The sequence below is a fragment of the Gordonia sp. 852002-50395_SCH5434458 genome (assembly GCF_001665905.1).
GTDB classification, from domain to species: domain Bacteria; phylum Actinomycetota; class Actinomycetes; order Mycobacteriales; family Mycobacteriaceae; genus Gordonia; species Gordonia jacobaea.
In genome coordinates this window covers 114,213-137,297 of sequence record NZ_LZTC01000098.1, presented here as the reverse complement: position 1 = coordinate 137,297, position 23,085 = coordinate 114,213, and the positions used below count along the sequence as shown (strand labels likewise).

The following is a 23,085-nucleotide window of genomic DNA, read 5'->3' as shown; positions in this document are numbered from 1 at the left end:
GAGAGGCGGGCTGGTTCCTAGTGGAACTGGCCTTCCTCGGTGGAGCCCTTCAGAGCTGCGGTCGAGGTGTTGGGGTCGACCGTGGTGGCGATGCGGTCGAAGTAGCCCGCACCGACCTCGCGCTGGTGCTTGGTGGCGGTGTAGCCACGAGCCTCAGCAGCGAACTCGCGCTCCTGCAGGTCGACGTAAGCGGTCATCTGCTCGCGGGCGTAGCCGTAAGCGAGATCGAACATCGAGTAGTTGAGGGCGTGGAAGCCTGCCAGGGTGATGAACTGGAACTTGAAGCCCATCGCGCCGAGCTCGTTCTGGAACTTCGCGATGGTCGCGTCGTCCAGGTGCTGCTTCCAGTTGAAGGAAGGCGAGCAGTTGTAAGCCAGCAGCTGGTCAGGGAACTCGCTCTTGACGGCCTCGGCGAACTGGCGAGCCAGCTCCAGGTCGGGCTTGCCGGTCTCCATCCAGATGAGGTCGGCGTAGGGAGCGTAGGCCTTGGCACGCGCGATGCAGGGCTCGATGCCCTTCTTCACGTTGTAGAAGCCCTCGGTGGTGCGCTCACCGGTCACGAACGGCTTGTCGCGCTCGTCGACGTCGGAGGTGATGAGGGTTGCGGCCTCGGCGTCGGTACGAGCGACGACGACGGTCGGGGTGTTGGCAACGTCGGCAGCCAGGCGAGCCGAGGTCAGGGTGCGGATGTGCTGCTGGGTGGGGATGAGCACCTTGCCACCGAGGTGGCCGCACTTCTTCTCCGAGGCGAGCTGATCTTCCCAGTGGGTACCGGCGGCGCCGGCCTTGATCATGGCCTTCTGGAGCTCGTAGACGTTGAGGGCGCCACCGAAGCCGGCTTCGCCGTCGGCCACGATCGGCACGACCCAGTTGTCGACCGAGTTGTCACCCTCGACGCGGGCGATCTCGTCGGCGCGCAGCATCGCGTTGTTGATGCGCTGCACGACGGCCGGCACCGAGTTGGCCGGGTAGAGCGACTGGTCGGGGTAGGTGTGGCCGGAGAGGTTCGCGTCACCGGCGACCTGCCAACCCGAGAGGTAGATGGCCTTGAGGCCCGCGCGCACCTGCTGCACGGCCTGGTTACCGGTCAGCGCGCCGAGGGCGTTGATGTAGTTGTCGCTGTTGACGCCTTCCCACAGGATCTCGGCGCCACGACGAGCGAGGGTGTGCTCCTCGACGACGGTGCCCTGGAGCTCGGCAACCTGCTCGGCAGTGTATTCGCGCGTGATGCCCTTCCACCGCGGGTTGGTGTCCCAGTCCTGCTGGATTTCCGCGGCGGTGCGGGGCTTTCCGACGTTGCTCATTAGCCACTTCGCTTTCGTTGTGCTGCTCGTCCCGATCTCCCGGGACGAATGCTTGTCCGGCTCACAGAGACCGGGGCCTATATGGGCCCGGCCGAGGCTGCCAGGGAATGCATCCAGGCCGGGTGGTGTCAGGCCTCCGGGCGCGCGTCGAGCTCACATGTGTGACGACCATCACAGCGTGTGATCGTAGTTTGCGAACTCTTCGGCACTTCCCGGAAACGCCTGACTCAAGGGTGCCACAACGGAAACGCGCAGGTCCAATCCCCTTTGACTGCAAAAATGCGCCAACCATGTGGCGAAGATTTGCAAATTTTGCAAATCTGGAGATGTGAAGAGTCGTCAGCAGGACGTTAAAAAGTACGCGCGTACTGCGTTTTCTCGATACGCCTCAGCGGTGGCCCGCCCACGGCGGCACACCGCGTCGACGCTCGCCGGAAAGACTCCCGACACCTCACATGTGGCGTGTTTCACACTGCGGTTCGAGGTACTCCCGGGCGCCGACGCCACTCCTCGTCACCGCGCGGCCGCGCTCAGGGCTGTGCCGAAGAGATCAACGAAGGCCGACGACGGCATCGGCTCCACCGCGTCGGCTGGCGGGTTCTGCGCCCGTCCGGCAGGGCCGTTCACCGTGAGAGCGACCGTGAATACCGCTCCTCCGGCGCGCTTCACGAGCGCATATCCGACATATCCGACCTGCTTGCGGATCGTCGAATCCGGCAGTGCCGTCGACACATCCGACCGCGAGAGAAAAGCACGTTCGACGCTGAGTCCGTCGGGACCGTTGGCGACCTCCGGCGGGTCGGGCAGCGTCGTCGACTCGGTGGTGACCGTCGCACCCGCGAGGCTTCCCGACGCAACGGTGGTTCGCGTCGTTCGGCACTGCCCGCTCCTCGTGCGGATGTCGTCGTCGATGTCGCGTCGAACGGTGGACACCAGCTCGACGAGCCCGACGTCGGCCGCGCTCGCCGCCAACACCGCTGAGTTCGACTCGCTGACCTTCTCGGTGAAGCTCGTATCGGCGGTTGGGCGGCACTCCTGCGGCACCACACCGTCGGCGCGTGCCGCGGCCAGTTGGGCCCGGTCGGAGTCGACGAGGTCGGAGACGGTCAGTTGCGTCGTCGCGAAGCCGGAAGGCAACTGCGCGGGCCGAAGCAGCAGATCGGCGGGAGCGACGGCCGTGGCGGTCACGACCGCGTCATCGTCGCCGCAGCCCGCGAGCGTGGCAGCGACGCAGCCGAGCAGCGTCGCTGCCACCCACCGTCGAACCCACCGCCCACGCATCGGGTCACCGTACCCTGAGCGGGTCCGACGAAATGGCGACCTATGAACTGCGGCGACCTATGAACAACAGGGCCTATGTCGGATCGCGTTTGCGGCAACTCCGCTCCGAACGCGGGCTGTCGCAGGTGGCGTTGGCGCAGACGCTGCGCATCTCCGCGTCGTACCTCAACCAGATCGAACACGACGCCCGCCCGCTCACCGCGTCGGTGCTGGCGCGGATCACCGAGGCTTTCGGAGTCGACGGCGGGTTCTTCGACTCGCAAGACGACGTCCGACTCGTCGCAGAACTGCGCGAGGCGCTGCTCGACGACGACATCGAGGCCGCGCCGACGACCGCCGACCCGCAGGAGATCGCGGCGATGGTCTCGGCTCACCCCGACATGGCGCAGGCGATGGTGAATCTGCATCGCCGGTATCGGATTGCGATCGACCAGCTCGCCGCGGCGACCGACGAACGCAGCGACCGCGCCATGCGCGGATCGATAACCGCACCCCATGAGGAGGTGCGCGACTATTTCTACCAGCGCCGCAACTACATTCACGCACTCGACGTCGCGGCAGAAGAGCTCAACGCACGCATGCGGATGCACTCGGGCGACGTCCGACGGGAGATCGCCGACCGGCTCGAACGCGTCCACGGGGTGACGATCGCGCCGCGCGTCGACCTCGGCGACTACCTCCTGCACCGATTCGACCCCACGACACGACGTCTCGAGGTCTCGGCCGCGCTGTCGGCCGGCCAGCGGGCGTTCAAACTTGCCGCAGAACTCGCGCTCGTCGAATTCGACGATCTCCTCACCGAATTGGTCGACGAGGCGAATTTCACCAACACCGAGGCGCAGGCGCTCGCGAAGACCGGACTGGCCAACTACTTCGCGGCCGCAGTGTTGTTGCCCTACACGCAGTTTCACGGTGCGGCAGAGGATTTTCGCTACGACATCGAACGCCTGTCGGCGTTCTACGCGGTCTCCTACGAGACCATCTGCCACCGACTTTCGACGCTGCAACGCCCGAATCTCCGTGGTGTGCCGTGGTCGTTCGTCCGCGTCGACCGCGCGGGAAACATGTCGAAACGACAGTCCGCCACGGGATTTCACTTCTCGTCGAGCGGCGGCACGTGTCCACTGTGGAATGTCTACGAGACGTTCGCCTATCCGGGAAAGATCATCACGCAGATCGCCGAAATGCCCGACGGCCGTGACTACTTCTGGGTCGCACGCACAGTGGAGAGGCGGGCGGTGCGATACGGCCAGCCGGGCAAGACGTTCGCGCTGGGACTTGGCTGCGAACTGCGCCACGCCGCTCGAGTGATCTACTCGGACGGCCTCGAAATCGGCCCGCAGGCGCGAATCACCCCAATCGGCGCGGGATGTCGCGTGTGCGAACGCCAGCACTGTGCACAGCGCGCATTCCCGCCGCTCGGCTCGAGCCTGCGCATCGACTCGCATCGCAGCAGCGTGTCGCCCTACATGTCGCTCTGACGCAGTCGACGCAGTCGCCTTTGACGTAGTCGACGCAGTCGCTATGACGCAGTCGACGCATTCTCGACAACTCTTCTTGTCGCACAAGCGGACCCCGGTCCGAGGGTTACAGATCAATCACATGTCATACGGCGTAGCCATTTGTGGGTCGAACGATCAGGATGCAGCCCTATGGTGGGCGCGGGAGAGGGGAAGCAGCCGTCGGGGGTGCTTCCCTTCTCCCGGTCTGGAGGCAAGGCGCCATGCGTTCGTCACGGCGACACCCATCGCGGCGAAACTCCGCCGCCGTCTTCCTGCTGGCGTGTGTTGTCGCCGCGATTGCCCCGGGCGTCGCCGCAGCGGATCCGCCGAACATGATGGGTATCCCCCAACAGGTCCCCGATACCATCGACCGCGTCGTCCCCGCACCACCCTTTCCACATCTGTCGACCATCCCGTTGCGCGCACAGTCACCCGGGTTGTCTTGGCGGACACAAGAATTGCGCGAGGCGACGTTGCCTACCCCGACCGGGGATCCCATGTTCGACCGGTGGCCGTCGAACCTCGGCTCCCTCCAGCCCGGCACCGTCATCGCGACCCGCGACGTGACCGCGCCGGCCGCGCCGGTGGTCACCGTGCCGATTGCGTCGGCGACGCTCATCAAGTTCCGCAGCACCGACGCCGTCGGAAAACCGAGCTTCGGTACCGCGACGCTGATAACTCCTACCGCGTCCGCACCGGTGCGCGGACCCCGACCGATCCTCCTGAACAACCTCCCCATCGATTCACTCGGGACCGCGTGCAACCCGGGTTACACGCTTGCCCATGGCTTTTCGATCGCAAGTGGTGTGACAGACCTACTGCCTCCGACGACGCAGCTCGCGCTTGCCCACGGCTATGGCGTGCTGATCCCCGACCACCAGGGCCCGCGGATGGCATATGCAGAGCCCGTCGTCGCAGGTCATATCGTGCTCGACTCTATCCGCGCCGCGTCGAACCTGAAGCCGAAGATGTTCGGGCAAAGCGCAATTGCGATGAGCGGATACTCCGGCGGCTCGATCGCCACCGCCGGCGCGGCGAAACTCCTGGCCGGGTACGCGCCTGAACTCGCGCCGCGCGTCGTCGGGGCGGCACTGGGCGGTGTGCCTGCCGACTTCCGCATGCTCGTCGGCAGTATGAACGCCAACCTCGCGACGGGACTGTTCCATGCCGCGACGTTCGGTATTGCCCGTGAGCGGCCCGAGATCCTCACCATGGCCAACAACCCTGCTCAGTGGATTGCGCCGTCGCCGTTGAAGAACGTGTGCGTGATACCCGAGGCCCTCGCGGGCGCCACATTCATGCCGATGCAGTTGATGGCGAACGTCGGTGATCCGTTCCATTCGCCCATCGCAGAACACATCTACCGCGTGACAAAGATGTCCGACACCCGATCGGCGGTTCCGCTCTACATCTACAACGGCGCCCAGGAGTGGTGGATACCGGCCGCCGGGGCGCGCAACCTGTTCCTCGAACAGTGCCGACTCGGCGCGAACGCTCAATACCGTGACGTCGTCGGCGAACACGTCACCGCCGCCGTGATCGGCTTTCCTGACGCGATGAGTTGGCTCGACGCTCGTTTACGCGGCTCACCTGCACGCAGCGGCTGCCCTCATCGGTGATGAGTCAGGCGGTGATTTCAGTAGACGAGCACGCGCACGTTCTCGGCGACGCAGGCGGGTTTCTCCACACCGTCGATCTGCACCGTGCTGCGCACCACCATGGTCACCCCGGCCGGACTGTCGTCGATCGACACGATCTCGGCGTTGGCGCGGATTCGCGACCCGACCTTGACCGGGCTGGGAAAGCGGACCTTGTTGAGTCCGTAATTGATCACCAGCTTGGGTCCGTTCACGGTGAAGATGTCGCCCGCCAGTAGCGGGAGCAGCGACAGAGTCAGGTAGCCATGTGCGATCGTCGCACCGAAGGGTCCGTCCTTCGCGCGCTCGGGGTCGACGTGAATCCACTGGTGATCGCCGGTCGCGTCGGCAAAGGCGTCGATGCGGTCCTGGGTGACCTCCAACCAGTCCCCGTAGCCGAGGTCCTCGCCGATCGCTGCGGTCAGCTCTGAGATGCTGTTGAACGTCCGTGGTGTGATGTCCGTCATGAATTCTGTAGTCTACCGTTGCGTTCATGACGACCAGCGAAGGTGACGTGGCAACCGGCCCGCGTGTTGCTCCGGGAACGTTGAGCGACCTCGGACTCATCAACTGGGTGTTCGCGAGGGGCGCGGCACGCGTCATCGGCGTCCGCGACGCTCACGTCTTCTCCACCCTGGGCCGCACGCGCGGGCTCTTCCGCGCGTGGCTCTACTTCTCGAGCAGGCTGATGCCCTTCGGCTCACTGTCGCGCCGCGAGTCGGAGATGGTGATCATCCGGGTCGCGCATCTGCGTGGCAGCGACTACGAACTCGACCACCATCGCCGCCTGGGCAAACGTGCAGGTATCGACGACGCCGAGTTCGCCCAGATCATCTCCGGCCACGACGCGGGCTGGGGTGATCGGGAGAAGTGGATGCTGCAGGCCGTCGACGAATTGATCGCCGACAAGGACATCAGCGACACCACCTGGACGTCGCTGCGTCGCCATCTCGACGAACGCCGTGCCATCGCCTTCGTCCTGCTCGCCATGCAGTACGACTCGCTGGCCACCACGCTGCACACCCTGCGCGTCGCGCGCGACGAACGCGTCTGAGGTTCACCCATGACCTCGCTGGCCCAGCGGGCCATGAACAACCGACTGTTCAGCGAGGTCTACGAGCGATTGTGGCGACCGGCGTTCACCCGACTGTTCAGTTTCGGCGGGTCGTCGACCGCGGTCGCCGACCGCGAACTGGTTGCGCATCTGGCGCGGCCCGGTGAGCGCAGCATCCTCGACGTCGCGTGCGGCCCGGGCAATTACACGCGCAGGCTGTCGACGGGATTGACCGGCGACGGCCGATGCGTCGGTATCGACTTCTCGCCGACGATGCTGGCCAAGGCCGTGGCCACGAACAGTGGCGAACGGGTCGCCTACATCCGCGCCGACGCGCATTCGATTCCGTTCGGCGACAACACCTTCGACTCCGTCGTCTGCCTGGCCGCGCTGTACCTGATCCCCGACCCGCTGCCGGTGATCGACGAGCTGGTCCGGGTTGCCAAACCAGGTGGCGAGGTCGCGGTGTTCACCTCCGTGGTCACCAACCTGACCGGACTGCCGGGAGTCCGAACCGTCACCGCGCTCACCGGGTATCGGATCTTCGGCCGCACCGAGATCGTTGATCGCCTGCGGGCGGCCGGCGCGGTCGACGTCGAGCAGACCATCACCGGGCAGGGGCAATTCGTCCTCGCCCGGCTGCCCGCCGAAGAGGACTGTCCCTGAATGTGTGTCGTATCGAAGGATGTGTGCGCTGCAGCACCCACATCCTCCGATACGACACACATCCAGACGCCGCGAACCTCAGATCACCTGGGGCGCGCGGGCTTCGGCAGCACGCACCAGCGGCGCAACGCCCTCCGCGAACCAGTACGCCTCCTCGATGTGCGGCTGACCGGACAGGATGAAGTGGTCGACGCCGAGCGCACGATACTGACCGATGAGGTCGGCCACCTCGGCGTGGCTGCCCACAAAAGCGGTGCCGGCACCGGGACGCACCAGTCCGTAGCCTGCCCACAAGCCCGGGTACACCTCGAGATTCGCGAGGTCGGCGTTCAACGCGAGTTGTCGACGCTGCCCCTCGGACTCGGACTGCAGAAGCCGTTCTCGCGCAATGGCAATCACGTTCGGGTCCATGCGGTCGACCAGCTTGCGGGCTTCTGCCCATGCCTCTTCGCGCGTGTCGCGGGTGATCACGTGCGCACGGATGCCGAAGGAGAGCGTCCTGCCGTGCCTCGCCGCCCGGGCACGCACATCGTCGATCAGGGCGGCCACCTTCTCGGGCGGTTCGGTCCACGTGAGGTACGTGTCGACGTGTGCAGCGGCAACCTCCCGTGCGGCTTCGCTTGCGCCACCGAAGAATACGGCGGGCGCTGGTGACGGAGGCCGTGCCACGGTGGCGCCGGTGACGTCGAGGTACTCGCCGACGAAGTCGTACGGTGTCCCCGACCACGCCCCGCGCACGATCTGCAAGAACTCTGCGGTACGGGCGTACCGTTCCTCCTTGCCGAGGTGATCACCGAAGCGCTCCTGCTCTTCGCGATCACCACCGGTCACGATGTTCAATGCCAGTCGCCCACCGGACAGTTCGGCGAACGTCGCGGCCTGCTGGGCAGCCAGCGTCGGCGTGATCAATCCCGGCCGGAACGCGACGAGGAACTTCAGCCTGCTCGTCTCCTGGATGAGCGCCGCGGTGGTCACCCACGCATCAAGGCACCAGGTTCCGGTCGGAGTGAGCACCGACTCGAATCCCAGCTTCTCGGCGGTCTTGGCGACGAGGGTCAGGTACTCGAGGTCGGGTGCGCGGTGTGCCGACGCGGTGCCGAGGACGCCCGACGACTGCAGCGCACCGAATACCTCACGACCGTCGCCCGACGTCGGCAGAAACCAGTGGAATGACGCACTCATCGGGCAGGCTCCTCAACAGATGTCGCAGTGGTATCCCGGCTTCCGACGCCGAGGTGGCCGAGCACTCGTTCACGCAGTTCGACGACGCGCTGATCGTCTCGATGGCGGGGACGCTCGACGTCGACCGCGACGTCGTAGGCGATGGCGCCGTCCTCGAGGACGAGCACACGGTCGGCCAGTACGACGGCCTCCTCGACGTCGTGAGTGACGAGCAGCGCGGCGAAACCGTGTGTGCTCCACAGTCTCGTGAGTAACGAGTGCGCTTCGATCCGGGTGAGCGCATCGAGTGCGCCGAACGGTTCGTCGAGCAGTAGTACTTCTGGATTGCGCACCAGCGCGCGAGCGAGTGACGCGCGCTGGGCTTCTCCACCGGAGAGCGTCAGCGGCCAGGCGTCGACGCGATGCGACAGTCCCACCTCGTCGAGCGCCGTCACGGCCCGCGCTGCGGCATTGCCACCGGAGAGGTTGAGCGACACGTTCTTTCGGACGCTCCGCCAGGGCAGCAGCCTCGGTTCCTGGAATGCCACCGCGCGCGATCCGTCGACCTCGAGTCGGCCGCCGTGCTGGTCGTCGAGCCCGGCGATGATCCGCAGCAGCGTCGACTTTCCCGATCCCGATCTGCCGACGAGTGCCACGATCTCGCCGCTGTGCAGTGTCAGATCGATGCCGTGCAACACCTCGACGTTGCCGAAGGAACGTGTAATCCCCTGTGCACGAACAACTGTCTTCCCACTCATCGACTCACCCTCCATCGGAGCAGCCAAGCCTCGAGGCCGCGGACAATCGAATCGCTGAACAAGCCCAGCAATGCGTAGATCACCAAACCGAGCACGATGATGTCGTTGCGGAAGTAGGTGCGCGCATTCATGACGAGGTAGCCGAGTCCGGCGTCGGCGTTGATCTGCTCCGCGACGATCAGCGATAGCCATGCCACACCGAGCGACAGTCGAAACCCGGTGAGGGCACTGGGCATCGCCCCGGGAAGAATCACGGTGCGAGCCAATCCGATTCGGCCGAGTCCCACCGAGCGTCCCGCCTCGATCAGTTTCGCATCGACTCCGTGGATACCCGACACCAGGTTGAGGTACAGCGGGAACAGCACGCCGAGCGCCACCATGTAGACCTTGGGCTCTTCGCCGATGCCGAACCACACGACGAACAACGGAATCAGCCCGAGGAATGGCACGGTGCGGAGCATCTGTAGTGGTGGGTCGATGGCCAGATCTGCGATCCGGAAGAAGCCGACGAGCAGACCGAGCGCGACCGCAAGCACCACACCGAGCGTCAGGCCGATGCCGACACGCTGCAGCGAAACCCCCAGCGCCGCTTGCAGTTCTCCTGTCCCCCACAGCTCACGTGCTGCCGCCCACACCTGTGTCGGCGGAGACAGCTTGCTGGCCGGAATGACTCCGTTGGTCGACAGCACCTGCCAGGCGATCAGCAAGACCAGCGGCGAGACGAGGCGCAGCCACGGGCCGACCGACAGGCGATGACGTCGTCCGCCCGACGCACGTCGACTGCCTGCTTCGGTGTCACCCCGGACCGCTGTGGCCGAGCCCGCGACTGCCCCCGTCATCAGTTCGTGCCCGAGAGTGCGCCGTTGAACTGGTTGTCGAAGTAGTCGGCGGCCTTGGGCTTGTTCGGGATCACCTTGGCGTCGGCGAACAGGTCGAGGAGTCGCTGATGCTTGGCGATCTGCGCGTCACCGATCGGGACCAGAGAACCGGACGACGTCGAGAACGTTGCTCGCGCAACGGGTTCGGGGAGCTTGGTGAGCTTGCTGTAGATCGGGATCCACTGGTCCTCATGGGTCACGGACCACTTGTTGGCTCGCGCGAGACGGCCGATCAGGTCGCTGATGGCCTTCTGCTTCGCCGAGTCGCCGAGCGATGCCGACGAGGCGAGGTAGTAGGCCTGCTGGGTGACCAAACCCGCACCGTCGGAGACGGCCTTTGCGCCGTGCTGCGAGATCGCCACTTGAGCAAACGGATTCCAGACCGCCCAGGCGTCGACCTGGCCGTTGGTGAATGCCGAAAGACCCTCGGTGGGCGTCAGGTAGGTCTGTTGGATGTCACTGGGCTTGAGGCCCGCCTTGTCGAGGAGCGCCAGCACGAGTCCGTTGGAGCTCGATCCCTTGGTGAATGCGACCTTCTTGCCCTTGAGGTCGGCGATCGACTTCACCGACGAACCGCTCGGAACCAGCAGGAAGTCTCCGGGCTTCTCGCGTGCCTGGACGGCGACGATCTTCAGGGGAGCGCCGCTGGCCTGCGCGAAAACCGGTGGCACATCGCCGGTTCCACCGATGTCGACCTTGCCTGCAGCCGCGGCTTCGAGCAGTGGCGGACCCGACTCGAACGAGGCCCAGTCGATGTCGTAGGGCAGGTCTTTCAGCTCACCAGACGCCTCCAGGAGCGACTGCGTCTGCTTGACCTGATCGCCGACGGTCAGCGTGATGCGTTGCGCCGACGCCGATTGCGTACCGCTTCCTGAATCGTCGGACGAGCACGCGCTCACCGACAGCGACAGCGCAGCTATGAGTCCGACGGCCAGTGCGCCCCAACGTTTCCTCGACACAGTTCTTCCTTCCCAGACCACCCCCGTGGGCGTCGATGTTGGGAAGAATTGTCGGCGCCGGTGTAGCGATCACACCAATCACCGCCGCTGCCGGACACGGAGGCCGGTCGCATCGGCCCAGCTCAGCTGCGCCGCAAACATTTTCACTCACCGCGACCGAAAGAACCGTTGGTTCAGCTCGGCACAGCACTGCCGATCATCGAGGCATCAATGCGTCGGCGGTTGCGCAGGACGGGCAGCGCCTCGCGCACGCGTCGGACTGCCGCCGTATCGATATCGGCAACCAACAGGTCGGGGCCGCTGCCGAGCTGACCGATCACCGCCCCGGAAGGGTCACAGACCACGCTGTGTCCGACACCTAAAGGCGCAGTGCCGGTGATGATTTCGCCGCTTGCCGCCGGGTCGGCCTGTCCGCATGCCGCGACGAACGTCGTAGAGTCCAGCGCCCTTGCCCGTGCCAGGAGCGTCCATTGATCGACCTTGCCCTCGCCCGCACCCCAGGACGCCGACACGACCACGAGGTCGGCCCCCGCGGCCGCAAGCTCTTGGAACATCGCCGGGAACCGAATGTCGTAGCAGGTCGCGAATCCGATGGTCACGCCTTTCACCTGCGCGGTGACCAGGTGATCACCGGCCGACACGGTGTCGGATTCCGAGTATCCGAACGCATCGTAGAGGTGGATCTTGTCGTAGTGGGTGCGGTTTTCGGGTCCCGTGATCAACAGGGTGTTGCGCACTCTCGGCCCGTCGCCCGGCGTGAACATGCCTGCGACGACCGTGACCCCTGCCTCCGACGCGATCTCGTCGACAGCACGCGCCCAGTCCCCGGAGATCGGCTCTGCAATCTCGGCAAGGGGGACCCCGAATCGGCACATCATGGCCTCCGGAAAGACGACGACATCAACTCCGCGTGCTGCGGCATCGCTGACGTGACGTTTTATGATCCTCAAATTCGCGGCCGGGTCGGTGCCACTGTTGACCTGTGCGAGTCCGATGCGCAGTTGCGGGTTTGATGTTGTTCTCATTGGATCCTCCTGGATAGGTCCGCGACCACGGGTTATAGATGGGGTATACATGAGGTATGCAAAGTCCGTCCGGCCGGGACAAGGCATACGAGTACGTGCGCGACGTCGTACTCACGTCGCCCGCGGCCGCTGGTGCATTTCTCAATGAACAAGACCTGGCGACGCAGATCGGGGTCTCCCGCACGCCGGTCCGTGAGGCATTGCTGATGCTGCAGGCCCAGGGCCTCGTCGAGTTGGTGCCGAAACGTGGCGCGCACGTCCCGCCGATGTCCGGCCGCCAGTTGCGCGAATTGATGGATCTGCGCGGCGTGCTGGAGCGCCACGCGGCGTCGATCGCACTGCGCGCGAAGTCGGCGCCGGTTGCTCAGATGCGCGCGATCCTGGCTGACCAGCATCAACTTGCCGACGCGCCGAGCGATGAAGCGGCGAAACAATTCATCGATCTCGACGGTTCGTTCCACATGGCACTCATCGACGCAGCCGGAAGCGAGCTGCTGTCGACGACCTACGCCGGGCTGCGGTCGCGTCAGCTCCGTGCCGGCCTGACGGCGTTGTCCACGACGCCGGATCGGCAACAGTCGGTCTGCCGAGAACACGGCGCGATCGTCGACGCGCTTGAATCCGGAGACGAATCGGCCGTCGGAAATGCCATAGACGCGCATCTGGAGATCACTCTGCAGGCACTGCTGCGGGGTTGATTCTCCGCAGGGACGCATCCTCGGCTTCAGCGCGGTCCGGGTCTCGCCCGATCGCCAGTCCGATGAGAGTCAGCACACCGACGAGACCGATGTACCCGACGATCGGCACCCAGTTGTCGGTCTTGTCGAGCAGGAACGTGAAGATCAGGGGCGCCAGTGCGCCGCCGAACACTCCGGCGATCGTGTACGCCAACGAGCTTCCCGTCGACCTCAACCGAACCGGAAACTGCTCGGTCACGAACGCAGCCTGCGGTCCGTACATGAACGAGTGGAACACCAGTCCGACCGTCACGCCGAGGATGAGCAACGGCAGCGAGTCTCCGCGGACGAGCGCAAAGAAGAGAACACTCCACGCGACGCCGCCAACGGCCGCGATGGCGTACAGCAGTCGGCGGTTCACGCGATCGGACGCCGCCCCTGCCAACGGAATGAGGCCGAGCTGGAATGCCGATCCGATGAGAATCGCGATGAGCACGTCTCCACGGTCGAATCCCAGCTTGTTGACCCCATAGGTGATGGAGAAGACGGTGAACAACGCGTACATCACATCCGGCGCAATGCGCGAGAGTATCGCCGAGACAAGCGGTTTGGTCTGAGTACGGAAGACTTCACTCACCGGGGCATCGGAACGATCATCGCTGTCCTGGAGCGCTTTGAAGACCGGTGTGTCTTCCAGACGCAGTCGAATCCAGAGTCCGAAAGCGACAAGTACCGCCGAGAGCAGAAACGCGATTCGCCAGCCCCACGACTCGAACTGGGACTCGGTGAGGGTGAGGGTCAATAGCGCGAGTGCACCGTTGGCGAGGAGATTTCCCGCGGGCGGACCGATCTGTGCTGCCGACGACCAGAAGCCTCTTTTCTCCGGCGGGCCGTACTCGCTGGAGAGCAGCACCGCACCACCCCATTCGCCGCCCACCGCAACTCCCTGTGCGAACCGCATGATGACAAGGATGATCGGGGCGACGACCCCGATCGCCGCGTAGGAGGGGATCAGTCCGATCACGAAGGTGGTCGCACCGATCAGCAGCAGCGTGATCACGAGCAGGCGTTTACGCCCGATCACGTCGCCGAGTCTGCCGAAGACGAAACCGCCGACGGGCCTGGCCACGTAGCCAACCGCGTACGTCGAGAACGCGAGCAGGGTGCCGGTCAGCGGATCGCTATCGGGAAAGAAGACTTTCGGGAACACCAGCGCGGCCGCCGCGGAGTAGACAGCGAAGTCGTACCACTCGAGCGCGGTGCCGGTCAGACTGGCAGCGAACGCCTTGACCAGCGACTTCTTATCGGTGACAGCATCGGTCATCGGTAGTTTCCATTCGTTGTCGCGGACTGTCGTCGTGTGACGTGCCTCCCATACTTGCTGTATACAAGACGTATGCGCAAGTGTTTCGGCGCTATCGAAACAGGCTGTTTACGAAAGGACTCCGACCCACATGCTCACATTTACGCTCCCCGATGGATCGTCGGTCGCCGTAGAACCGCAGGTCGTGTGCAATGCCGGCTACGCGGGCCGCGACCAGGCCGCCGTTGCCAGCCACATCGCAGAACTCGCCGAGCTCGGAGTACCTGCACCCGCAGTGACTCCGTCGCTGTACCCGATCTCGCCGTACCTCGCGCAGCAGACCGACGAGGTCGCCGTGCAGCACGGTCGCACCTCCGGCGAAGCGGAGTGGGCCCTGATCGTCACCGGCAACACCCGTGACGACGTCTTGCTCACCGTCGCATGCGACCACACCGACCGAGAACTCGAAGTTCACGGAGTCGCGTGGAGCAAGAACGCGTCACCAGACGTGCTCGGTACAGCGGCGTGGCGCCTGTCCGACGTCGCAGACCACTTAGATGACATCACCTTGTCGGCGTGGGTCGGGCACGGAAGCGACACCGCAGACACCCTGATCCAGTCCGGCACCCTCGGCGATCTGCTGTCGCCGGACTACTGGCTCGACGTCCTCGCGGAACGAAAGTTGCTGCGCGAAGGCACGATTGTGATCTCGGGAACCATTCCGATGGTTGAGGGGATAGACCAGTTCGCCGATTCGTGGCGGGTCGCGATGACCGACGAGGCCACGGGCGCGACGATCGAGTGCGGGTACCGCGTTGCCCGCATGCCCGAACCCATTGGCTGACACCCGAACCCTGCTTACCCCCAAACTCACTGCCTGACAACCGATCACAGCTCCCGATAGTCGCGGACCGACATCCGGTTCCCTCGGCGCGGCGCATACGTGCCGTGAAGTTCTGCCATGCGCACGATCCGATAGCGTTGGCCCGCATAGGGTTCCAGCAGTTCCAACATCCCGGCGTCGTCGACTTTCTCGCCGATCAGCGTATGGCCGATGAGAGCGGGGATGTGGTAGTCGCCTACCGGCACGGCATCGACGTCGCCGACGGCTCGCGCACGGGTTTCCGCAACCGTCCACGGGCCGACTCCGCGGAGCACGTCCAACTTGTCGTGGTGACGTTCGACGTCGAGGGCGGTAGCACCTCTGATGGTGCGCATGCGCACTGGTTCTGCGCCACTGCGATGCCACTCCCACACCGGAATCCGGGTCCAGTCGGCTTGCGGGGGTGGCACGCGCATGTCGCGCGGGACGGGACCCGGGGCTGGTTCGCCGAAGCGTCGAAGTATGTGCCGCCACGCCCGCCACGCCTCGGTCCCGACGACTTTCTGCTCGAGGATCGCCGCTGCAAGCGCCTCCCACACGCGGCCGGTGCTACCGATGCGCAAACCTGTCGACGCCGCGACCAATCGAGCGACGGCATCGTCTCGCGGCACCAGGGCGGCCGGGTCATCTGAGGCGCCGAGCATGTCCGGCATCTGTTCCAGTAGCCATGCGGCGCCAGGTCCCCAGGCGCGCCCGCGGATCGTCGAACCGTCGGAGGCGATCGCCAGCGTGCCCGGGCCGTCGGGAGTGTGCACCGCGCGCCAGATGGAACCGTCGGCGCCGTACCGGAAAGCCGGGTCGCCACTACCTCGTCGGTGGAGTCCGAGCGTGGCGCGGATGTCGACCGGCTGCTGCGGCGTCCACGAACGTGTGGCCTCGCCCCTGCTCATCGGTTTCTCCTCGCCTGCGCCACCTCGACTGTAGTCGTCGGGTCCGACATCGCTGCGCGGGCGCACTGCCCGTCATCGGGGGCGTGCGACCCGATCCGGATGGGACGTAAGCCTCACGATCGGCATCGCTGACCAGCGCACACTCGAAGTATGAGGTACTCGGAACCCATCACCGTAGGCATCGACGGATCGTCGAGCGCATTGGCAGCGGCGCGCTGGGCAGCGCACACAGCATCTATCCATCAGACCACCCTCGACATCGTGTTCGCGATCGAGCCTGCATCGCCCCCGCTGATCGAGTTCGCGGTGCCCGAGGCATTCTTCGACGCCGCGCGTCTCGGCGCCAAGGCCGCGCTCAACGCGGCGACAGACGTCGCCTTCCATGAGGACCCCGACCTCGCACCGCGCACGCACATCGTCACCGGTTCGCCACGTGGCGCGTTGCTCTCGCGCTCACGGACGTCGTCGATGGTCGCTGTCGGCGCATCCGGAACCGGCCGTCTCACAGCGGCTTTCATCGGGTCCACGGCGTCAGCGCTGACGTCGCATTCGGTGTGCCCCCTCGCGGTGATCCGCGAAACCAGCAACGACGTCGAACCCACCGGTCGGGTTACCGTCGGCGTCGACGGTTCTCCCGAATCGCTCGAGGCACTCGATTGGGCGGCGCACGAGGCGACCGACCGAGCGGCCGAGTTGCTCGTACTCTCGGCATGGGACGCAACGGGTTTCGATCACTCTCACAAGGCGTTCACCACCGCAGAACACCAGATCGAAGGCACGCTCGCCGTGCCCGTCGAAGCGATCAGACGACGCCTGCCCGGCTTGCGGGTGACAACGCAAATCGTCAACGACGCTCCGGTTGCCGCACTCACCAAGGCGTCGGCCGACTCGGATGTCGTCGTCGTGGGCAGCCGGGGTCGCGGCGGATTCACCGGGCTTCTATTGGGGTCGACGAGCCAACGGGTTCTGCATTCGGCCCAGTGCCCGCTGATCATCGTGCCGTGACGTCTCGTCGCTGAAGAGACGCGAGCCGGGACCGACATCGTCGTCGGTCCCGGCTCGCGTGAATTCCGTTGTGCTGCAGGTCTTCTACAGGTTGATCATGTGCCCGATCGCGCCATGGAACGTTTCTTGCATTGCTTCGCTCATGGTCGGGTGGGTGTGGACGTTGCGGGCCAGTTCCTTGGCGGTCAGGTCCCACTTCTGTGCGAGCGTGAGTTCGGGCAGCATCTCGGAGACGTTGTCGCCCACGAGGTGTGCGCCGAGGAGCTCGTCGGTGTCGGCGTTGGTGAGGAGCTTGACGAAGCCTGCGGTCTCGCCCATGCCGCGTGCCTTGCCGTTCGCACTGAACGGGAAGGTGGTGGCCTTGACGTTGAAGCCCTCGTCCTTGGCCTGCTGTTCGGTGAGTCCGAACGAGGCGACCTGCGGCTGGCAGAACGTCGCGCGGGGCATGAACCGGTAGTCGCCGAGGGTCATGGTCTCGGCGCCCGCGATGGTCTCCGCAGCGACGACGCCCTGGGCCTCGGCGACGTGTGCGAGCTGGAGCTTCGCGGTGACGTCGCCAATCGCGTAGATGCCGTCGACGTTGGTACGCATGAAGTCGTCGATCGCAATGGCGCCGCGTTCGGTGAGTTCGACGCCGGTGTTCTCGAGGCCGAAGCCCTCGACGCGGGGAGCGAAGCCGACGGACATCAGCACGCGGTCGACGGTGACCTCGCCGTCGTTGCCCTTAGCGTCCTTGTAGGTGACGGTGACGTCGTTGCCGTTGTCGGTGACGGTTTGCACTCCGGTGGAGGTGAGGACCTTCACGCCGAGCTTCTTGTACTGCTTGGCGATCTCCTTGGACACGTCGATGTCCTCATTGGGGAGCACGCGGTCGAGGAACTCGATGATCGTCACGTCGACGCCGTAGTTGGCGAGGACGTAGCCGAACTCCATGCCGATCGCGCCTGCTCCGACGATGACGATCGAGCCCGGCAGATCGCGGGTGAGGATCTGGGTCTCGTAGGTGACCACGTTGTCGGAAAGCTCGACGCCGGGCAGGAGCTTGACCACTGAGCCGGTGTCGATGATGACGTTGTCGAAGGTGATCTCGCGGTCGCCGACCTTGATGGTCTTGGCGTCGACGAAGGTGCCGTACCCCTCGATCTCGGTGATCTTGTTCTTTTTGTTCAGGTAGTGCACACCCTTGGCGCTCGCGTCGGCCACGCTGCGACTGCGGTCGAATGCCGAGCCGAAGTCGAACGTCACATCCCCGGACATCCCGAACGTCTTCGACTCATGGTTGAAGATATGGGCGAGTTCGGCATTGCGCAGCAATGCCTTGGACGGAATACATCCAACGTTCAGACAGACACCGCCCCAATACTTCTCTTCGATGATGGCGGTGTTCATGCCCAACTGGGCGGACCGGATCGCGGCCACGTACCCACCTGGACCTGCTCCCAGGACAACTGTTTCAAAGTGATCAGCCACGACTGTCAGCCTACGACTAGGGCCAGCCTGCGCGCAGAACGTCCCCCTTACTGACCCGAATCGACCGTTCCGGCGAATCGGCCACCGCGTCGTTCAATCATTGATTGAATCGCCGAATGAGCGTGTCCACGTCACCCACCCGCGAGCAATTGCTGCGGACAGCCGAGCGCCTCTTCCTCACCGACGGCTACGACGCCGTCTCGGCGCGCGCCATCTGCGCGGGCGCGGGAGCCAATCCGGCAGCCGTTCACTACCACTTCGGATCGAAGGATCAACTCGCGACGGCACTGCTCGAGGCGCGCCTCACGCCGCTCTGGGCAGATCAGCTCATGTCGATCGACACCTCGCGCGCCTCGGTGGCAGCACTGGTCGACGTCGTGATCTCGCCGTTTGTCGAGATTCAACACGATCCCGCCGGCCACCTGCATCTGCAGCTGCTCGCGCGGTTCGTCCACGCGAATCCGGAGGCACCCTGGCACGGTGCGTGGTTCGACCTCGACCGGTGGGCCGACATGCTGGTCGCGATGGTCGGTGCCCTCGGCCACAACCAGGCTCGACGACGCTGGGCACTCGCCTTCGAGCTGATCCTGTCAAGCTTCTCCGCCGAACGTCCGCTGTCCGACGACGCCGTGACGTCGCTGACCGAGTTCGTCGTGGCCGGGCTCGGTCAGCCGTGTACACCGGCAACCGTCACCAACCCGGCCGCGGTCAGCTCGTGAACGGCTCGTCGTCGACCTCCGGCCCCTTCGAGCCGTCACGCCTTGGGCCGCTGACGCTGCGCAACCGACTCATCAAATGTGCGACGTTCGAGGGCGCGACGCCCGACGCGCTCGTCACCGACGATCTCGTCGAGTTCCACCGCGAAGTCGCGGCGGGCGGCGTCGCCATGAGCACGGTTGCGTACTGCGCGGTCAGCCCCGAGGGTCGGACCGATCGACATCAGATCTGGATGCGTCCCGAGGCGCAACCTGGCTTGCGTCGACTCACCGACGCCATCCACGCCGAAGGCGCGCTTGCCGCTGCACAGCTCGGCCACGCGGGGCCGGTCGCGAACTCGGCGTCGAATCGCGCGAAAGCGCTTGGTCCGTCACGCATTCCGGCGCCGATGGGGATGTCGGTGACACGAAAGATCTCGGCTGACCGCATCGCCGAACTCCGCACATCGTTCCGGAGGGCGGCGCGCATCGCGGTCGACTCGGGATTCGACGGACTCGAAATCCATTGCGGCCACAACTATCTCATCAGTTGCTTTCTCTCACCGCTGCTCAACCATCGACACGACGGGTACGGCGGCTCGCTGGTCAACCGTGCGCGGCTCGCGCGCGAAGTGGTCGAGTCGGTGCGTGACGAGGTCGGCGACTCGGCAGCCGTCTGGGTGAAACTCAACATGTACGACGGCGTGGGCGGCGTCGGGAGGTGGCGCGGATTCGACGTCGACGAGGCATGCGAGGTCGCGCGACTTCTGGAATCGGACGGCCACCTCGACGCGATCGAGCCGACGGCAGGCAGCTCACTGCTGAACCCGATGTACCTCTTCCACGGCGACGCACCGCGCGAGGCTTTCGCCGACGCCTTCCACGGCGCGATGCGGTGGGGACTGAAGGCCGCGGGCCCCTTCTTCCTCAAGCACTACGACTATCACCCCGGCTACCTGATGCCGCTCGCTCGCCGGCTGCGCGAGAGCATCGACCTGCCGATAATCCTGCTCGGCGGTATCACCGACCGCGCGACGATGGACGCCGCGCTGGGCGAGGGCTTCGACTTTCTCGCGATGGGCCGCGCCCTGCTGCGCGAACCCGACCTACCGCTGCGGATCGCCGACGACCCCACCGTGCGCTCGCATTGCACGCACTGCAACCTGTGCATGCCGACCATCTACTCGCGCACGCGGTGCCCGCTGCGCGTGTAACCGCGCCCTCCGCTTATCGAGCGCCCACCGCTGGTCGAGCGTTATCCGCTGGTCGAGCCTGTCGAGACCACCGCCGGCCGAGCGCCCCACCGCTGGTCGAGCTTGTCGAGACCACCCCTCAGCCCCGCAGGTGCTCGGCGAGGTAGCGGCCGGTGATCGACGCGGAGCTGCTCGCCACCTCTGCGGGTGTGCCGACCGCGACGATCCGACCGCCCGCCTCGCCGCCCCCTGGACCCATGTCGATGACGTAGTCGGCGTTGGCGATCACGTCCAGGTCGTGCTCGATGACGATGACCGTCGCGCCGCGCTCGGTCAGTCGGGTCAGCACCTGTAGCAGCGTGCGCACGTCCAGCGGATGCAGCCCGACGCTCGGCTCGTCGAGGACGAACACCGTGTCGGACTGGTCGCGGTGCAACTGATTCACCAGTTTCAGACGCTGCGCCTCGCCGCCGGACAGCGCCGGGGTTGATTCGCCGAGCGTCAGGTAGCCGAGTCCCAGTTCGTCAAGAGCCTTGAGCCGCTTGGTCACTCGCGCCAGACCCGATACTGCGTCGGCGGCGTCGCGAATGGTGTAGCCGAGCAGCACCGGAAGCGATACTCCGTCGCGGGTGAACTCCCTCGCGCGCGGCGCGAACCGGCTCCCCTTGCACTCGGGGCACACGATGTCGATGTCGGGCAGGAACTGTACGTCGAGTGAGACCTCGCCGGTACCTTCACATCTCGGGCACGAGAGCGATCCGGTGTTGTAGGAGAAGTCCGAAGCGGTCAAACCCGCAGCACGTGCGGTGTCGGTGTCGGCGTAGGCCCGACGGAGATCGTCCATCACACCGGAATAAGTTGCGACAGTTGACCGTACGTTGATTCCGATCGGCGTCGCGTCGACCACCTGGGGATGAAATCTCTTGCCCGAGGGCAGCTCCGGCACACCGAGTTCGACGACGTGGCGCGGGAGCCGCCCTGCAGGATCGGTCGACAACGCCGCCAGCGCGGGCACGAACGACTCGAGCACCATCGTGGTCTTGCCCGAACCCGACACCCCGGTGACGGCAACGAGCCGACCACGCGGGATGTCGACGGCCAGCGGTTCGACGGTGTGGATCGCCGACGTCTCGAGATGGAATGTCCCGAGCGCGAACACCTCGTCGCGCGGACTCTGCGCACGAACCACCACTTCCTCCGCGCCGGTGAGGAATCCGGCCAGGCGCGAATCCGGGTCGTCGGAAACCGCTGGCACCGTCCCATGTGCGATGACCCTGCCGCCGTCACTTCCCGATCCGGGTCCGATCTCGACGAGCCATTCCGCATGACGCAGAATCTGCACGTCATGGTCGACGAAGACCACCGAATTACCATCGGCGAGAAGGTCGTTCATCACACCGAGCAGACCCTCGATGTTCGCGGGATGCAGACCGATCGACGGCTCGTCGAGCACGTAGAGCACGCCGGTGGTCCGATTGCGCACCGCCCGCGCGAGTTGTACCCGTTGCCGTTCGCCCGTCGACAGCGTGGCACCCGCGCGATCGAGGGTGAGATAGCCGAGTCCCAACTCGACGAGCCGCCGCGCCATACCGAACAGCGTGTCGACGAGTCCCTGTGCCATTTCCCGCATCTCGGACGGCAGTGTTGCCGGAACCCCTGGCGCCCAGGCGAGTACATCGTCGAGCGAGAGCGCGGTTATATCCGCCAGATTGTCGTCGCCGATCCGTGGTGCCCGCGCAGCGTCGCTCAGTCGTGTGCCGTCACATGCGGGACACGTTCCGACAGTGAGGAAACGGCTCACCCGAGCCAGCCGCTTCTCGTTGTCAGCACGCTTGAGCTCCTCGGTGACCGTGAGCCGGGCATTGCGGAAGGTGAAGTCGAGATCGTGCACGCCCTTCTTCGACGTGACGGTGATGTGCTTCTTCTCCTCCGGTCCGTCGAGCACGATCTCGCGTTCGTCGTCGGTGAGGTCGCGCCAGGGCACGTCGGTGCGGACCCCGAACTCGCGGGCGATGGCAGGCTGCACGTTGAACCCGAACATGTTCCACGGCACCACCGCGCCCTCGTCGAGGGTCTTGTCGGGGTCGGGGACGAGCGCGTCGTCGTCGACGGTCCGTACGACGCCGGTCCCCCCGCACGTCGGGCACGCGCCACGCGAGTTGAAGGCGAGATCCTCGGCGCCGGGAGCGTCGACCTGCGCGCCGCAGACCGGGCAGAAGAACGGCCGTTCGGCTGCGACGTCGATCGTCGGGGGCACGTAGTGGCCGTTGGGACATCTGTGCGACGCCAGGCGCGAGAACATCAGGCGCAGCACGTTGAGCAACTCGCTCGACGTACCGAACGTCGAACGCACTCCCGGTGGCGCAGGTCGCTGTCGCAGCGCGAGCGCCGCCGGTACGTGCTCGACGGAGTCGACGTTCGCGCGCGCTGCCTGCGCCATGCGGCGTCGGGTGTAGGTGGACAGCGCCTCGATGTAGCGCCGCGACCCCTCCGCGTACAGCACCCCGAGAGCCAGCGACGACTTGCCCGATCCGGACACCCCCGCGATTCCCACCAGCGCGCGCAGCGGGATGTCGACGTCGAGATCGGCCAGGTTGTTCACCCGAGCCCCGCGCACGGAGATCTGATCGGGCTCTGCACTGCGACGCACAGGGGCAGACACGTGCTCGACGGAACGGCTCACCCTCTCGAGCCTATCCCCGCCCGACCGTATCGACACGCCGCCGACACCGCCGACCAGCAGC

Annotated in this window: 21 protein-coding genes; 9 read left to right on the top strand and 12 right to left on the bottom strand. The window is 65.5% G+C overall.

What is annotated here, in order from left to right; genetic code table 11:
- Positions 1 to 17: 17 nt before the first annotated feature.
- Positions 18 to 1,304 (bottom strand): isocitrate lyase, encoded by a 1,287-nt coding sequence (gene aceA, locus A5785_RS21515; protein ID WP_005209419.1) that lies wholly within the window; start codon positions 1,302 to 1,304, stop codon positions 18 to 20.
- 513 nt (positions 1,305 to 1,817) lie between these two features.
- Positions 1,818 to 2,585 carry a hypothetical protein gene (locus A5785_RS21510; RefSeq protein WP_064868972.1) on the bottom strand — a complete coding sequence of 256 codons (768 nt, stop codon included), beginning with the start codon at positions 2,583 to 2,585 and terminating at the stop codon, positions 1,818 to 1,820.
- Positions 2,586 to 2,644: 59 nt separating this feature from the next.
- Between A5785_RS21510 and ramB the strand changes: the two genes are divergently transcribed.
- Entirely contained in the window at positions 2,645 to 4,066 is a 1,422-nt protein-coding gene (gene ramB, locus A5785_RS21505) for an acetate metabolism transcriptional regulator RamB (RefSeq protein ID WP_049697635.1), read from the top strand.
- A 242-nt stretch (positions 4,067 to 4,308) separates the two neighbouring features.
- Positions 4,309 to 5,706, top strand: a complete 1,398-nt coding sequence (locus tag A5785_RS21500; RefSeq protein ID WP_082937873.1) for a lipase family protein — start codon at positions 4,309 to 4,311, stop codon at positions 5,704 to 5,706.
- Positions 5,707 to 5,723: 17 nt separating this feature from the next.
- On the opposite strand, the gene A5785_RS21495 is transcribed toward A5785_RS21500, so the two are convergent.
- A complete protein-coding gene (locus A5785_RS21495; protein ID WP_064868975.1) occupies positions 5,724 to 6,191 on the bottom strand; it encodes a MaoC family dehydratase in 468 nt (155 codons plus the stop codon).
- 26 nt (positions 6,192 to 6,217) lie between these two features.
- Here A5785_RS21495 and A5785_RS21490 point away from each other — a divergent pair, with 26 nt between their 5' ends.
- Together A5785_RS21490 and A5785_RS21485 are read left to right on the top strand one after the other, a co-directional pair.
- A complete protein-coding gene (locus A5785_RS21490) occupies positions 6,218 to 6,778 on the top strand; it encodes a carboxymuconolactone decarboxylase family protein (protein ID WP_064868978.1) in 561 nt (186 codons plus the stop codon).
- Positions 6,779 to 6,787: 9 nt separating this feature from the next.
- On the top strand, positions 6,788 to 7,444 hold the full coding sequence (locus A5785_RS21485; protein ID WP_064868980.1) for a class I SAM-dependent methyltransferase: 657 nt from the start codon (positions 6,788 to 6,790) through the stop codon (positions 7,442 to 7,444).
- 78 nt (positions 7,445 to 7,522) lie between these two features.
- On the opposite strand, the gene A5785_RS21480 is transcribed toward A5785_RS21485, so the two are convergent.
- From A5785_RS21480 to A5785_RS21460, 5 genes are all read right to left on the bottom strand, one after another.
- Positions 7,523 to 8,626 carry an LLM class flavin-dependent oxidoreductase gene (locus tag A5785_RS21480; protein ID WP_064868983.1) on the bottom strand — a complete coding sequence of 368 codons (1,104 nt, stop codon included), beginning with the start codon at positions 8,624 to 8,626 and terminating at the stop codon, positions 7,523 to 7,525.
- A complete protein-coding gene (locus A5785_RS21475; RefSeq protein WP_156525547.1) occupies positions 8,623 to 9,363 on the bottom strand; it encodes an ABC transporter ATP-binding protein in 741 nt (246 codons plus the stop codon). Before A5785_RS21475 ends, A5785_RS21480 begins: the two co-directional genes overlap by 4 nt.
- The gene (locus A5785_RS21470) at positions 9,360 to 10,202 is read right to left on the bottom strand and encodes an ABC transporter permease (protein WP_064868989.1); all 843 of its coding nucleotides are present in this window, start codon (positions 10,200 to 10,202) and stop codon (positions 9,360 to 9,362) included. The genes A5785_RS21475 and A5785_RS21470 overlap by 4 nt, the downstream gene beginning before the upstream one ends.
- Positions 10,202 to 11,200: an ABC transporter substrate-binding protein gene (locus A5785_RS21465; RefSeq protein ID WP_064868992.1), complete on the bottom strand. Its 999-nt coding sequence runs from the start codon at positions 11,198 to 11,200 to the stop codon at positions 10,202 to 10,204. Before A5785_RS21465 ends, A5785_RS21470 begins: the two co-directional genes overlap by 1 nt.
- Positions 11,201 to 11,373: 173 nt before the next feature.
- On the bottom strand, positions 11,374 to 12,201 hold the full coding sequence (locus A5785_RS21460; protein WP_197494484.1) for a carbon-nitrogen hydrolase family protein: 828 nt from the start codon (positions 12,199 to 12,201) through the stop codon (positions 11,374 to 11,376).
- Positions 12,202 to 12,281: 80 nt separating this feature from the next.
- On the opposite strand from A5785_RS21460, the gene A5785_RS21455 reads away from it, so the two are divergent.
- A complete protein-coding gene (locus tag A5785_RS21455; RefSeq protein WP_049697625.1) occupies positions 12,282 to 12,923 on the top strand; it encodes a GntR family transcriptional regulator in 642 nt (213 codons plus the stop codon).
- Here A5785_RS21455 and A5785_RS21450 read toward each other — a convergent pair.
- A complete protein-coding gene (locus A5785_RS21450; RefSeq protein ID WP_064868998.1) occupies positions 12,895 to 14,226 on the bottom strand; it encodes an MFS transporter in 1,332 nt (443 codons plus the stop codon). The genes A5785_RS21455 and A5785_RS21450 overlap by 29 nt on opposite strands.
- 130 nt (positions 14,227 to 14,356) lie before the next feature.
- Between A5785_RS21450 and A5785_RS21445 the strand changes: the two genes are divergently transcribed.
- The gene (locus tag A5785_RS21445; RefSeq protein WP_064869001.1) at positions 14,357 to 15,049 is read left to right on the top strand and encodes a DUF2848 domain-containing protein; all 693 of its coding nucleotides are present in this window, start codon (positions 14,357 to 14,359) and stop codon (positions 15,047 to 15,049) included.
- A 44-nt stretch (positions 15,050 to 15,093) separates the two neighbouring features.
- Here A5785_RS21445 and A5785_RS21440 read toward each other — a convergent pair whose 3' ends face one another.
- The gene (locus A5785_RS21440; RefSeq protein ID WP_064869154.1) at positions 15,094 to 15,978 is read right to left on the bottom strand and encodes a DNA-3-methyladenine glycosylase family protein; all 885 of its coding nucleotides are present in this window, start codon (positions 15,976 to 15,978) and stop codon (positions 15,094 to 15,096) included.
- Positions 15,979 to 16,128: 150 nt separating this feature from the next.
- Here A5785_RS21440 and A5785_RS21435 point away from each other — a divergent pair, with 150 nt between their 5' ends.
- Positions 16,129 to 16,983 (top strand): universal stress protein, encoded by an 855-nt coding sequence (locus tag A5785_RS21435; protein WP_049697622.1) that lies wholly within the window; start codon positions 16,129 to 16,131, stop codon positions 16,981 to 16,983.
- Positions 16,984 to 17,067: 84 nt separating this feature from the next.
- Here A5785_RS21435 and lpdA read toward each other — a convergent pair whose 3' ends face one another.
- Positions 17,068 to 18,453: a dihydrolipoyl dehydrogenase gene (gene lpdA, locus A5785_RS21430; RefSeq protein WP_082937874.1), complete on the bottom strand. Its 1,386-nt coding sequence runs from the start codon at positions 18,451 to 18,453 to the stop codon at positions 17,068 to 17,070.
- A gap of 116 nt (positions 18,454 to 18,569) precedes the next feature.
- On the opposite strand from lpdA, the gene A5785_RS21425 reads away from it, so the two are divergent.
- The gene (locus A5785_RS21425) at positions 18,570 to 19,172 is read left to right on the top strand and encodes a TetR/AcrR family transcriptional regulator (protein ID WP_064869004.1); all 603 of its coding nucleotides are present in this window, start codon (positions 18,570 to 18,572) and stop codon (positions 19,170 to 19,172) included.
- Positions 19,169 to 20,362 carry an oxidoreductase gene (locus A5785_RS21420; RefSeq protein ID WP_064869156.1) on the top strand — a complete coding sequence of 398 codons (1,194 nt, stop codon included), beginning with the start codon at positions 19,169 to 19,171 and terminating at the stop codon, positions 20,360 to 20,362. The genes A5785_RS21425 and A5785_RS21420 overlap by 4 nt, the downstream gene beginning before the upstream one ends.
- Before the next feature lie 118 nt (positions 20,363 to 20,480).
- Here the strand turns inward: A5785_RS21420 and A5785_RS21415 are convergent, their stop codons facing one another.
- A complete protein-coding gene (locus tag A5785_RS21415) occupies positions 20,481 to 23,024 on the bottom strand; it encodes an AAA family ATPase (RefSeq protein WP_064869008.1) in 2,544 nt (847 codons plus the stop codon).
- Between the last annotated feature and the right edge of the window lie 61 nt (positions 23,025 to 23,085).